The 13,346-nt window shown below is 63.5% G+C and carries 9 protein-coding genes, 1 rRNA gene and 1 riboswitch (1 of these 11 only partly in view); of the genes, 5 read left to right on the top strand and 5 right to left on the bottom strand.

Translation table 11 applies throughout. The features are described 5' to 3' along the window. Positions 1-1,045 (bottom strand): 16S ribosomal RNA (locus AFIC_RS03505) (it extends 442 nt beyond the left edge of the window). Between the two features lie 681 nt (positions 1,046-1,726). On the opposite strand from AFIC_RS03505, the gene AFIC_RS03500 reads away from it, so the two are divergent. Continuing rightward, positions 1,727-3,799, top strand: coding sequence for a M23 family metallopeptidase (locus AFIC_RS03500; RefSeq protein ID WP_275247793.1), 2,073 nt, complete (start codon positions 1,727-1,729; stop codon positions 3,797-3,799). Positions 3,800-3,876: 77 nt separating this feature from the next. On the opposite strand, the gene clpB is transcribed toward AFIC_RS03500, so the two are convergent. Further along, positions 3,877-6,513, bottom strand: coding sequence for an ATP-dependent chaperone ClpB (gene clpB / locus AFIC_RS03495; protein ID WP_275247792.1), 2,637 nt, complete (start codon positions 6,511-6,513; stop codon positions 3,877-3,879). A gap of 180 nt (positions 6,514-6,693) precedes the next feature. Here clpB and AFIC_RS03490 point away from each other — a divergent pair, with 180 nt between their 5' ends. Beyond that, positions 6,694-7,464, top strand: coding sequence for an MOSC domain-containing protein (locus AFIC_RS03490; protein ID WP_275247791.1), 771 nt, complete (start codon positions 6,694-6,696; stop codon positions 7,462-7,464). Here AFIC_RS03490 and AFIC_RS03485 read toward each other — a convergent pair. The 3 genes from AFIC_RS03485 to metX all read right to left on the bottom strand — a co-directional run bounded on the left by AFIC_RS03485 (position 7,461) and on the right by metX (position 10,153). Further along, entirely contained in the window at positions 7,461-8,096 is a 636-nt protein-coding gene (locus AFIC_RS03485) for a TIGR02594 family protein (protein ID WP_344965898.1), read from the bottom strand. The genes AFIC_RS03490 and AFIC_RS03485 overlap by 4 nt on opposite strands. Positions 8,097-8,289: 193 nt before the next feature. Next, on the bottom strand, positions 8,290-8,943 hold the full coding sequence (gene metW / locus AFIC_RS03480) for a methionine biosynthesis protein MetW (RefSeq protein ID WP_275247789.1): 654 nt from the start codon (positions 8,941-8,943) through the stop codon (positions 8,290-8,292). A 1-nt stretch (position 8,944) separates the two neighbouring features. Beyond that, positions 8,945-10,153 (bottom strand): homoserine O-acetyltransferase MetX, encoded by a 1,209-nt coding sequence (gene metX / locus AFIC_RS03475; RefSeq protein ID WP_275247788.1) that lies wholly within the window; start codon positions 10,151-10,153, stop codon positions 8,945-8,947. 58 nt (positions 10,154-10,211) lie between these two features. Continuing rightward, positions 10,212-10,291, bottom strand: a riboswitch (SAM riboswitch). 139 nt (positions 10,292-10,430) lie between these two features. Between metX and AFIC_RS03470 the strand changes: the two genes are divergently transcribed. Genes AFIC_RS03470 through AFIC_RS03460 form a run of 3 tightly spaced genes read left to right on the top strand, consistent with a single transcriptional unit; the run spans position 10,431 to position 13,342 of the window. After that, entirely contained in the window at positions 10,431-11,279 is an 849-nt protein-coding gene (locus AFIC_RS03470) for a chorismate mutase (RefSeq protein WP_275247787.1), read from the top strand. An 18-nt stretch (positions 11,280-11,297) separates the two neighbouring features. After that, entirely contained in the window at positions 11,298-12,392 is a 1,095-nt protein-coding gene (gene hisC, locus AFIC_RS03465; protein ID WP_275247786.1) for a histidinol-phosphate transaminase, read from the top strand. Continuing rightward, positions 12,389-13,342 carry a prephenate/arogenate dehydrogenase family protein gene (locus AFIC_RS03460; protein WP_275247785.1) on the top strand — a complete coding sequence of 318 codons (954 nt, stop codon included), beginning with the start codon at positions 12,389-12,391 and terminating at the stop codon, positions 13,340-13,342. Before hisC ends, AFIC_RS03460 begins: the two co-directional genes overlap by 4 nt. Positions 13,343-13,346 lie beyond the last annotated feature (4 nt).

The raw sequence follows: 13,346 nt of genomic DNA, 5'->3' as shown, positions 1-13,346 counted from the left end.
TGCGGGACTTAACCCAACATCTCACGACACGAGCTGACGACAGCCATGCAGCACCTGTGCTCCAGGCTCCGAAGAGAAGGTCACATCTCTGCGACCGGTCCTGGACATGTCAAGGGCTGGTAAGGTTCTGCGCGTTGCGTCGAATTAAACCACATGCTCCACCGCTTGTGCGGGCCCCCGTCAATTCCTTTGAGTTTTAATCTTGCGACCGTACTCCCCAGGCGGAATGCTTAAAGCGTTAACTGCGCCACTGAAAAGTAAACTTTCCAACGGCTGGCATTCATCGTTTACGGCGTGGACTACCAGGGTATCTAATCCTGTTTGCTCCCCACGCTTTCGTGCCTCAGCGTCAGTATCGGGCCAGTGAGCCGCCTTCGCCACTGGTGTTCTTGCGAATATCTACGAATTTCACCTCTACACTCGCAGTTCCACTCACCTCTCCCGAACTCGAGATCCTCAGTATCAAAGGCAGTTCTGGAGTTGAGCTCCAGGCTTTCACCTCTGACTTAAAGACCCGCCTACGCACCCTTTACGCCCAGTGATTCCGAGCAACGCTAGCCCCCTTCGTATTACCGCGGCTGCTGGCACGAAGTTAGCCGGGGCTTATTCTTGCGGTACCGTCATTATCTTCCCGCACAAAAGAGCTTTACAACCCTAGGGCCTTCATCACTCACGCGGCATGGCTGGATCAGGCTTGCGCCCATTGTCCAATATTCCCCACTGCTGCCTCCCGTAGGAGTTTGGGCCGTGTCTCAGTCCCAATGTGGCTGATCATCCTCTCAGACCAGCTACTGATCGTCGCCTTGGTGAGCCGTTACCTCACCAACAAGCTAATCAGACGCGGGCCGATCTTTCGGCGATAAATCTTTCCCCGTAAGGGCTTATTCGGTATTAGCACAAGTTTCCCTGTGTTGTTCCGAACCAAAAGGTACGTTCCCACGCGTTACTCACCCGTCTGCCGCTCCGTATTGCTACGGCGCTCGACTTGCATGTGTTAAGCCTGCCGCCAGCGTTCGCTCTGAGCCAGGATCAAACTCTCAAGTTGGACTTGAACTTTGAACCGGCTGATCACAACGTTTGACGAGGTCCCACCATTGTCGATCGAAATCGACTTGCTGTCTGCGATTCACATCGCTGACAACGATGGTGTAACCTTTGAAACGTGTACCGCCGAAGTCTTTTGTCCGGTCCCGAACCGAAAGCCGAAGCTCTCAATTGCGAGACCCGCAAGGACTCCGCCGTCCACGTTTCTCTTTCTTCATCTTTACTTGTCAAACAGCCCGGGACCGAAGTCCCAACTCTCTATTAAGGACCTTCCGACGCCAAATAACAACCGACAACTATCGGCTGTTACTTCACTCATCGGAATGAGGAACCTCAAGGGTGCGCAGTCCTGCCCGCCCGAAGGTCAAGCAACGCCGCACCGGAGTGGGCGGGTTATAGGCCGCCCCCTCGCCGCTTGTCAACGACATTGTCAATAAATCGTCGCAACGCACCAAAATTCAAGAAGTCCCTGAATTGATTGGCCCGCAGGGGCCTCACGCCGCACTTGAGCCACATTCCTCGGACGTTCTGGGCACAGAAATTGTCGGCCCTGACCGACATATTTCGAAGATCGGCGTTTTCGGCTATCACTGTGTCACCCCGCGGGGGCGGCGGATCGACCGGACGAGCTTGAGCGGACGCCTTCTGGCGCCGCCAAACAGACGACGTTGGGGACCACGGCTTGCACCACAGGACGACAGGCGGACAATACGGACGTTCCGCGCCGATCGATCTCGGCCACGAACCGCCATTGTCGGTCGACGGCTCGGAAGCCGCCGTCATCGATCGCCGCAGCGTCTCCGTGCAATGGTTCAGCGGCACCATTCTCACAGGTCTTTGCGGCGCGGCCCTGATCGGCGGCGCCGTTTTCGCGTCCCTCGACGGCGAGACCACCTTCGCCAAGGTGCCCGAACGCGTGGAAACCGCGCTGCGCGGCGCATTCGGCGGCGCCGACAAGAACGCCATCGCCCGCAAGAGCGACCGCCTGCCGCCGCCGAGTGAAGCCACCGCCGCGCGGCAGGTCATCAAGGTTTCGATGGTCTCCAAGCTCGGCAATCGCGAAGTGGTCCGCGTGCGCCCGTTCGTGCGAATCGCCGGCAACCTGTCGCTCTCCGAGGCGGCCGATCTTGCCTCCAAGATCCCGCCCTTCGACGCCCAGCGCATTCTGACCGATGTCAGCCGCGCAGCACCCGACGGTGACGATGCCCGCGGTCCCGGTGCCGCCGCCGAGCCCGACGCGGAGGTCTCATTCGTGATGCGGGATCTCGGCAGCGTGTTGCCGCATGCGAAGATCGCGGCGACCGTGCCCGCGGAGGAAGTGCTGATCCAGGTCCGCAATGCCTCGAACTGGCGCGGCAATTCCGGCGTTCGTTACGCCTATAACGGCTCCTCCGGGCTGAAGATGGCCTACGCCTCCGAAGGTGGCATCGATCCCTATCGCGGCTTCGAGGCGCGTCTGGTGCCGGAAAACGTCACGCTTCTCGCCAAGACCAGCGCGCAGGCCACCGGCGGTTCGAACACGGCCGAGCGGGTGCGCGTCGTCAAGAAGGGCGAGAGCGTCGAATCGATCCTGCGCGACGAAGGCGCCAGCGCCAGCGATGCCCATGCCATCGCCTCCCAGCTTGGCGTCCGCGGCCGCGATGGCGGCCTGAGGGAAGGTCTCAAGCTGCGCATCCTGATGGCGCCGGCCGGTCCCGGCCTGCCGCTACAGCCCGTGCGCGTGATCGTCGCCAACGAAACCGCCATCGAAGCCGTCGCCGCGCTGTCCGATCTCGGCAAATACGTCGCCGTCGATGTACAGAGCTTCAACGCCTCGACCGAGACGGCTTCCAATGCGAGCGACGATGACGACGAGGACGATGACGGCACCGGCGTTCGCCTCTACCAGAGCATTTACGAGACCGCCCTGCGCGACAAGGTCCCGCAGCATGTCATCGACGACATGATCCGCATCTACTCCTACGACGTCGACTTCCAGAGGAGGGTGCAGGCCGGCGATTCGTTCGAGGTGTTCTTCGCCGGCGAGGACGAGACGCCTGCGGCCGGTGAAAAGCCCGAAATTCTCTACGCCGCGCTGACCACCGGCGGCGAAACCAAGAAATACTACCGCTTCCAGACCCCCGACGACGGCGTCGTCGATTACTACGACGACACCGGCAAGAGCGCGAAGAAATTCCTGGTCCGCAAACCCGTCAACAACGCCATCATGCGCTCCGGCTTCGGCGGCCGCCGCCATCCGATCCTCGGCTTCACCAAGATGCACACCGGCGTGGACTGGGCCACCGCCTACGGCACGCCGATCTTCGCTTCCGGCAACGGCGTGATCGAAAAGGCCGAGTGGGAAGGCGGCTACGGAAAATATATCCGCATCAAGCATCCCAACGGTTACGAGACGGCCTATGGCCACATGAGCGCCTTCGCCAAGGGCATGGAGCCGGGCAAGCGCGTGCGTCAGGGCCAGGTGATCGGCTTCGTCGGCTCCACCGGCATGTCCACCGGCGCGCACGTCCACTACGAAATTCTCGTCAACGGCCGCTTCGTGGATCCGATGCGCGTGAAGCTGCCGCGCGGACGTTCGCTCGAGGGCGGCATGCTCACCGCATTCGAAAGCGAGCGCGACAGGATCGACGCGATGATGGCGAGCCGCAGCGCGCCGAAGGTGGCGCAGAACCAGCCGGCCGTCACGCAGACGCCCGCCAACCGCGTCCCGAGCCTGCCGCCGATCTCCTCCGCGATCAGCACGCGCGCGCGCTAAAGCTCAACCCCTTTCATGAAAAAAGCCCGGCCAGAGCCGGGCTTTTTCATCGTTACTGCCGGAGCGCGCGGGCATGTTCAGTTCAGCACCCGCTTCGCATTCGGCGCTTCATCGAGATCCGATGCGTCCTCGCCGACAGCCTTGCCGTTGAAGGTCAGGCCGCTCTTGCCGGCCGAGATTTTCACGGTGGCGCCGTCATGGACATCGCCGGCGAGGATCATCTCGGCCAGCGGGTCCTGCACGCTGCGCTGGATCACGCGCTTGAGCGGACGCGCGCCATAGGCCGGGTCCCAGCCTTTTTCCGCCAGCCAGTCGCGGCCTTTGGCGTCGAGCACGAGGTCGATCTTGCGATCCTCCAGCAGCCTGCGCAGCCGTCCGAACTGGATTTCGACGATCTTGCCCATCTCGCTCTTTTGCAAACGATGGAACAGGATGATCTCGTCGATGCGGTTCAAAAATTCGGGACGGAAGTGCGTGCGCACCATGCCCATCACCTGATCGCGCACCGCCGCCGTGTCCTCGCCTTCCGGCTGGTTGACGAGGAATTCCGCGCCGATGTTCGAGGTCATGATGATCAGCGTGTTGCGGAAGTCGACGGTGCGGCCCTGACCATCGGTCAGGCGGCCGTCGTCCAGCACCTGCAACAGCACGTTGAACACATCCGGATGCGCCTTCTCGATCTCGTCGAACAGCACGACCTGATACGGCCTGCGCCGCACGGCTTCGGTCAGCGCGCCGCCCTCGTCGTAGCCGACATAGCCCGGAGGCGCGCCGATCAGCCGCGCCACCGAATGCTTCTCCATGTATTCGGACATGTCCATGCGCACGAGCGCGGTCTCGTCGTCGAACAGATATTCGGCAAGCGCTTTCGTCAGTTCGGTCTTGCCGACGCCGGTGGGCCCTAGGAACATGAACGAGCCGATCGGCCGGTGCGGGTCCTGCAAGCCCGCGCGCGCGCGGCGCACGGCGGTCGAGACCGCGCGCACCGCCTGTGCCTGACCGATGACGCGGTGGCCCAGCATCTCCTCCATGCGCAGCAGCTTGTCCTTCTCGCCTTCCAGCATCTTATCCACCGGCACGCCGGTCCAGCGCGACACCACCTGCGCGATGCTGTCGGCGGTGACCGCCTCGTCGATGGTGGACGTGCTCTCGCTGGCTTCCACCGCCGCCAGCCGCTTTTCCAGATCGGGGATACGGCCATAGGCGAGTTCGCCCGCGCGCTGGTACTCGCCCTTGCGCTGGGCGTTGGCGAGTTCGGTGCGCAACTGCTCCAGTTCGCTCTTCAGCTTCTGCGCATCGGAGAGCTTGCTCTTCTCCGCCTGCCAGCGCGAGGTGAGGTCGGCGGATTTCTTCTCGAGATCGGTGAGATCGGTTTCCAGCGCCTGCAAGCGGCTCTTCGAGCCCGCATCGGTTTCCTTCTTCAGCGCCTCCTGCTCGATCTTGAGCCGGATGATTTCGCGGTCGAGCGAATCCAGTTCTTCCGGCTTGGAATCGACCTGCATCTTCAGCCGCGCCGCGGCCTCGTCCACAAGGTCGATCGCCTTGTCCGGCAGGAAGCGGTCGGTGATGTAGCGGTTCGACAAGGTGGCGGCAGCGACCAGCGCGGAATCCGCGATGCGGATGCCGTGATGCAGTTCATATTTTTCTTTCAGGCCGCGCAGGATCGAGATCGTGTCCTCGACGGTCGGCTCGGAGACGAATACCGGCTGGAAGCGCCGCGCCAGTGCCGCGTCCTTCTCGACATGCTTGCGGTATTCGTCGAGCGTGGTCGCGCCGATGCAGTGCAGTTCGCCGCGCGCCAAAGCAGGCTTGAGCAAATTGGAGGCGTCCATCGCGCCATCCGCCTTGCCCGCGCCGATCAGCGTGTGCATCTCGTCGATGAACAGGATGATGCCGCCCTCGGCGGACGTCACTTCCTGCAACACGGCCTTGAGCCGCTCCTCGAACTCGCCGCGATATTTCGCCCCGGCGACCATCGCGCCGAGATCGAGCGACAAGAGCTTCTTGTCCTTGAGGCTTTCCGGCACATCGCCGTTGAGGATGCGCAGCGCCAGCCCCTCGACGATGGCGGTCTTGCCGACGCCGGGTTCGCCGATCAGCACCGGGTTGTTCTTGGTGCGGCGGGAGAGAACCTGAATCGTGCGGCGGATTTCCTCGTCGCGACCGATCACAGGATCGAGCTTGCCGTCGCGCGCGGCCTGGGTGAGGTCGCGGGCGTATTTCTTCAGCGCGTCATAGGCGTTTTCTGCCGACGCACTGTCGGCGGTGCGGCCCTTGCGCAGCGCGTTGATCGCAGCATTGAGGTTTTGCGGCGTGACGCCGCCCTTGGCGAGCAGCTTGCCCGCCTCGCTGTCCTTGTCCAGCGTCAGCGCCAGCAACAGGCGCTCGACAGTGACGAAACTGTCGCCCGCCTTCTCCGCGGCCTGCTCGGCCGCGGTGAAGGCCCGCGCCGTCTCGGGCGCGAGATAGATCTGGCCCGCGCCGCCGCCGGAGACTTTCGGCAGCTTCGCGAGCGCCTGCTCGGTCGCCTGCAAAATGGCGCGCGAGTTGCCGCCGGCGCGGTCGATCAGACCGCCCGCAAGCCCCTCGCTGTCGTCGAGCAGAACCTTCAGGATGTGGAGCGGGGAAAATTGCTGATGCCCTTCCCGCAAGGCGAGCGACTGCGCGGACTGGATGAATCCCTTCACGCGGTCGGTATATTTTTCAACATTCATAAGTGGCCTTCCCTCAGCCTGCCCCGCCGCCTCGAAAGCACGGCGAAGGCATCTTCAATGGGTTGCACCGGCATTGCACCGGCCTGGTCACAATGTGGGAACACAGGGTGGTTTGGGGAAGGGGCAGATCCGGAAAATCGGGTCATTGGCGCGCGGCCAGAACCTCCGTTAAAAGGCGATATGTTTGATCCCGCTCAAGTCACGCTCACCGGCCTTTACCGCTACCCGGTCAAGGGGCTTTCCCCCGAACCGCTCGCCGGAGCCGCGCTGGCCGCCGGGCAGACGGTGCCGGGCGACCGACGCTACGCCATCGCCAACGGGCCGCTCGATTTCGACCCCGCGCACCCGAGGCACTTTCCTAAAATCCGTTTCCTGATGCTGATGCGCGACGAACGTCTGGCGGCCCTGCGGACCTGCTTCGACGACACCAGCAGTACCCTGCGCATCGCCTTTAACAACGCCGAGGTGGCGCGCGGCGATCTCTCCACCGCCACGGGACGAACGGCGGTCGAGGATTTCTTCGCCGCGAACTTCACGAAGGAATTGAAGGGGCCGCCCAAGATTCTCGAGGCGCCGGGTCACAGTTTTTCGGACGTCGCCGCCAAGGTGGTGTCGATCGTCAATCTGGCGAGCGTGTCGCAGATCGAGGACGCGGTCGGCCAGCCGGTCGATCCCTTGCGCTTTCGCGCCAACCTGTATGTCCGGGGATGGCCCGCGTGGCACGAGCTTGAATTGATGGGGCGGGAAATGCGTATCGGCGGCGTCCGCTTGCGCGTGACGCGCAATATCGTGCGCTGCGCGGCGACCAATGTCGATCCGGTGACGACGGAGCGCGACATGAACATTCCGAAGACGCTGATGGACCGTTTCGGCCATGCCCATTGCGGCGTCTATGCGGAAGTGATCGCCGGGGGCGAGATCGCACCCGGCGACCGGATCGAGGTTCTTTAGCTCGACGGCATCACGTAGGCGTAGATGCGCCCGCGCGAATAGGTCGCCTCGGCGACACGATGACCGTGGTTGCCGGAGATGATGATCGGGTTGCCCTTGGCATCGATGCCGCTGACGACGCCGACATGACCGCCGCGACGGCCGCGCGACATCACCGCGATGGCCCCGATTTGCGGACCGGACACGCGCTGGCCATAGCGCGCGAACGAACTCGCCATGTCCGAGCCGGTGCCCTTATGGCCGGTCTTCTGCAAAACCATGTTCATGAAGCGCGCGCACCATAGCCGCGAGCGGCCCGTGGGATTGCCCTTGCCGATAAAGCTCCGCGCTTCCGCAACGACGTTCGAGCCGCCGAAGCCGCCACCGAAACCGCCGGACGTGTCCATCGACGCATTGGTCTCGCCGAACTGCTGCGCCTGCGCCCGGAATGCGCCCCAGCGCGCGCTGTGGCGCACATGATGGCGATGGGCATGATGCTTGTGGGCGTGATGCTGGCTGACGTGATGCCTGCCGTGATGGCGCGGACGCGCCTCAGCCGGATTGGTGATCGCCGCAACCGCAACCGCAACCGCAACCGTACACATGACACAGGCTGCGAGACGCAACGGCGAAAAAGTCGTGGATCGTTTCATTCTTCGAAGGTTCCTTTACGCAGACATTTCGCGCACGCAGCGCGAGATGGCGCGTAAGACCCCTTTCGATGTGGCGAGAAGACGGCACGATATGTCAGCGCATGACAGGTATTCGCCATGCGGGCAGACTGGGGGCACTTCCGGCCCTCACATCCGAAAGAATCGCGGAAATGCCCTATTTTGGCCGCTCAGATTAATTGCGCCGGGTGAGCAGAAACACCCCCTGCTCGCCGAACATATTCCAGAACCACCACGGCGCGTTGAGGCGCAGCGGCCTTCCGTAAAGGTCGAGCGCCACCGCGCGTTCCATCCTGACGTTGATCTCGTCGCACAACTGGACGAAATCCTTGATGGTGCAGAAGTGAATGTTCGGCGTGTCGTACCACGTCGCGGGCAGATTCTCGGTGCGCGGCATATGCCCGCCGACCAGCAATTGCAGCCGCATCCGCCAGTGACCGAAATTCGGAAACGAGACGATGGCGCGGCTGCCGATGCGCAAAAGATTTTCCAGCACCTTGCGCGGCTGCCGCGTCGCCTGCAACGTCTGCGACAGGATCACGTAATCGAACGAGTCGTCGGGATAACTGTCGAGGTCGGTGTCTGCGTCGCCCTGCACCACCGCGAGGCCCTTGGCGACGCAACTGTTGACGCCCTCGCGCGACAGTTCGATCCCGCGCCCGTCGACGCCGCGCGCTTCCAGCAATTGCAAGAGATCGCCCTCGCCGCAGCCGACGTCGAGCACCTTGGACCCCGGCGCGACCATTTCAGCGACCAGAAGATGATCGCCGCGAACGCCGTCGATCTTCGGGAGTTGCGCTGTCGGGCGGAAAAATTCAGGCGCGTTCATGTCAGCTCACAGTATTCAGGCCATGCGTGCTCGCGGCCGCTTCCAGAAAGGCGCGCGAGATCGCGAAGAATTCAGGCTCGTCGAGCAGGAATGCATCGTGCCCCTTGTCGGTGGTGATTTCGGCGAAGGAGACGCGCGCGCTGCTCGCGTTCAGCGCATGCACCACGGCGCGCGCCTCCGAACTCGGAAACAGCCAGTCGCTCGTGAACGAGATCACGCAGAAGCGCGTCCGCGTGCCGAGAAACGCCGCCGCCAGCACGCCGTTATGATCGGCGGCGATGTCGAAATAATCCATCGCGCGGGTGAGATAGAGATAGGAGTTGGCATCGAAGCGCTCGACGAACGACGAGCCCTGATGGCGCAGATAGCTTTCCACCTCGAAATCGGCGTCGAACGAAAAAGTCGGTTCGTCCCGGTCCTGCAAACGGCGACCGAACTTGCGATGCAGCGCCGCGTCAGACAAATACGTGATGTGCGCGGCCATGCGCGCGACGCCGAGGCCGCGTCGCGGATGCGTGCCGTGCTCGAAATATCGCCCCTGCCGCCAGTCCGGATCGGCCATCACCGCCTGACGGCCCAATTCATGGAAGGCGATGTTCTGCGCCGAATGCTTCGCGCCGCAGGCGATCGCCAGCGCCGCGAACACCCGTTGGGGATACGCGGTCGCCCATTGCAGCACCTGCATGCCGCCCATCGAGCCGCCGACCACCGCGAACAGTTTGGTGATGCCGAGATGATCAATCAGCATCGTCTGCGCGCGCACCATGTCGGGGATGGTGATGACCGGAAAATCCAGCCCCCACGGCTTGCCGGTGGCGGGATTGGTCGAGGACGGCCCGGTCGAGCCCATGCAGCCGCCGACGACATTCGAGCAGATCACGAAATAGCGGTCGGTATCGATCGGCTTGCCCGGCCCCACCAGCGTCTGCCACCAGCCGGGCTTGCCCGTGACCGGATGCGTGTTGAACACATGCTGGTCGCCGGTGAGCGCGTGGCAGATCAGGATCGCGTTGGAACGGTCGGCATTGAGCGTGCCGTAGCTTTGATAGGCGATCTGGAACGGCGAGAGATCGACGCCGCAATCGAGATGCAGCGGCTTGTCGGCGCCGAACACGACAGACGGCGACGACGGATGGTCCGCCTCGCGCGCGCGCTCCTCGCTGCGGGTGGGTTTTTTGCCGGCCGGTTGTCGGCTTGCAACGTCGGACATCGTCTCTCCCGGACCCTTCAGGCCCAAAAAAACCGGCCTGAACCAATTGTTCGGCCGGGATCACATGTCCCCGGCCTGTTTAGCGAATTCTTTAACGTGGCTGCAAGCCGGCCGGCTCAAATGACCACGGAACACAGGAAAAATAGTCCTGCGACCCTAGCCCGTCAAGACGCATCGGGCGGGTGCATGGCCGCCAACCGCCGTTAAGCATGAAGGTTTTCTTTGCTTTCGGGCACCGTCTTTCCTAATCAGAACCCCTGTCGCGAAAGCTGTCTGCATGCCCGATACACCTGCCCCCATTTCACTCCAGGATTTGCGCCACGAGATCGATACGATCGACGAGCAGGTGCACACGCTCTTGATGCGGCGCGGCGATATCATCGACCGCCTGATCCGCGTGAAGCAGACACAGGAGGTCGGCTCCGCGTTTCGCCCCGCGCGCGAGGCGGACATGATGCGCCGTCTCGTGACGCGGCATCACGGCATCCTGCCGCTCGACACCGTTGAGAGCATCTGGCGCGTCATCATCTCGACTTTCACTTACGTGCAGGCGCCGTTCTCCGTGCATGCCGACCTATCGTCGGGCGAAAGCGCCATGCGCGACAGCGCGCGCTTCCATTTCGGTTTCACGGTCCCGTTCCTCGCTCATTTCAACGCAGGCGCGGCCGTCGAGGCGGTCGCGAAATCGCGCGGCGATCTCGCTCTGGTCTCGGCCACATCGAGCCAGACGCCGTGGTGGAGCGCCCTCGAACAGCCGGGCGCGCCGAAGATCATCGCGCGGCTGCCGTTCGTCGAGCGCGCCGACCATCCGGCCGCGATGCCGGTCTTCGTCATCTCCCGTGTGGCGGACGATGCGCTGGTGACCGAGATCGAGACCTGGAGCCTGCATGTCAACGGCTGGAGCCCGGCCGCCGCCCGCGCCCTCTCGCCCTTGTCCGACGTGCTGGCGGTCGCGGACGCCGCATCGGGCACCGCCGCGCTGCTGGTGTCGGTCGCCCACACCGACGGCGTCGAAAAGATCATATCTGCCCTGACCGAGGCAGGCGCAGCCGTGCGGGCATCCGCTCTCGTCGGCGGCCACGCAACGCGCTATAGGGTGCCCACGGCCGGCACCGCCGCGCCCTGAATTTTTCTGGAGCCCACAATGTCCCGCCCCGTGCCGAAGCCCGGCATTCTCGATATCGCGCCTTACGTGCCCGGCAAGAGCGGCGCGGGCATGCATGGGCGCGTGTTCAAGCTGTCGGCGAACGAGGCGGCTTTGGGTCCCTCGCCGAAGGCGGTGGAGGCATTCAGCCGGACAGCCGCAGGGCTTGAGATTTATCCGGACGGCTCGGCGCGCCTCATGCGCGAGGCCATCGGCCGCGCGTTCGACATCGATCCCGCCAATGTCGTCTGCGGTGTCGGCTCGGGCGAATTGCTGCACACCATCGCCAACATCTATCTCGGCCCCGGCGACGAGGCGATCCACACCACGCACGGTTTCCTGCTCTATCCGATCGCGACCATGAGCAACGGCGCGACGAACGTCGTCGCGCCGGAGACAAACTTCACCGCCGACGTCGACGCGATTCTCAAAGCCGTCACCCCGCGCACGAAAATCGTCTGGCTCGCCAACCCGAACAATCCCACCGGCACCTATGTGACCGCCGCCGAAGTGCGGCGGCTGCGCAAAAATCTGCCGCCGCAAACGCTGCTGGTGCTGGATGCGGCCTATGCCGATTTCTGCTCGAACGCCGACTATGAAGCGGGCATCGAACTGGTGAAGGAAACCGACAACACCGTGATGGCGAGGACCTTCTCGAAGATCCACGGCCTCGCCGCCGTGCGCCTCGGCTTCATCTTCGGGCCCAGCCACCTGATCGACGTGGTCAACCGCGTGCGCGATCCGTTCAATTCGAACGGACCCGCGATGCAGGCAGCTATCGCCTCGCTCGCCGACACCGAGCACTACAAGGCGGCGCAGACGCACAATGAAAAATGGCGCGCATGGCTGACGGATGAAATCTCAAAGCTCGGCCTCACCGTGACGCCGAGTGCGGCGAATTTCATCCTGATCCACTTCCCGACCACGCTGGGCAAGACGGCGGCGGATGCCGACGCTTTCCTCACAAAGCGCGGGCTGATCCTGCGCGCGGTCGCGGCCTACAAGCTGCCGCAGGCGCTGCGGCTCAGCGTCGGCACCGAGGAACCCAACCGCCTCGTCGTCGAGGCCCTGCGCGAATTCATGGGTGCAGCGTGAGCACGATCCAGTTCAACCGCATCACCATCATCGGGCTTGGCCACATCGGCTCCTCGATCGCACGCGCTGTCAAGCAACTGCGCCTCGCCAATGAACTGGTGGTGACGGACGGCTCCGCCGCGATCCGCGCGCGCGCCGCCGAGATCGGTTTGGGCGACCGCGTGGCAGCGGACAATATCGAGGCCGTGAAGGATTCCGACCTCGTCATCGTCTGCGTGCCGGTGGGCAATCTCGGCAAGGCCACAGCCGAGATCGCATCGCATCTCAAGGCTGGAGCCATCGTCTCCGATGTCGGCTCGGTCAAGGGCCCGGTGACGCGCGAGATGGCAAGCCATCTGCCAAAGACCGTTCACCTCGTGCCGGGGCATCCGGTCGCGGGCACCGAGGATTCCGGCCCGGATTCCGGCTTCGCCGAACTCTTCATCAACCGCTGGTGCATCCTCACTCCGCTGCCTGACGCGGATGCCGCCGCCGTTGAAAAACTCGCCACGCTCTGGCGCACCATCGGCGCCAATGTCGAAACCATGTCGCCCGATCATCACGACATGGTGCTCGCGGTGACGAGCCACCTGCCGCATCTGATCGCCTACACCATCGTCGGCACCGCCGAGGACATGGAGAAGGTGACGGAAGCGGAGGTGCTGAAATTCTCCGCGGGCGGCTTCCGCGACTTCACCCGTATCGCGGCCTCCGATCCGACGATGTGGCGCGACATCTTCCTCGCCAACAAGGACGCGGTGCTGGAGATGCTCGGCACGTTCCAGGAAGACCTGTCGAAACTCACCCGCGCCATTCGCCATGGCGACGGCGAGGCGCTGTTCGACCATTTCACGCGCACGCGCGCGATCCGGCGCGGCATCGTCAATCTCGGTCAGGATTCATCCGGCGCCAATTTCGGCCGCCCAACGGAAAAGCTTCCGCAGGATAAGACACCGGCGCCGTCGAAGTAATCGC

Origin of the sequence: [Pseudomonas] carboxydohydrogena, from assembly GCF_029030725.1 — a bacterium.
Lineage (GTDB): Bacteria > Pseudomonadota > Alphaproteobacteria > Rhizobiales > Xanthobacteraceae > Afipia > Afipia carboxydohydrogena.
This window is presented reverse-complemented; position numbering and strand designations above follow the sequence as displayed.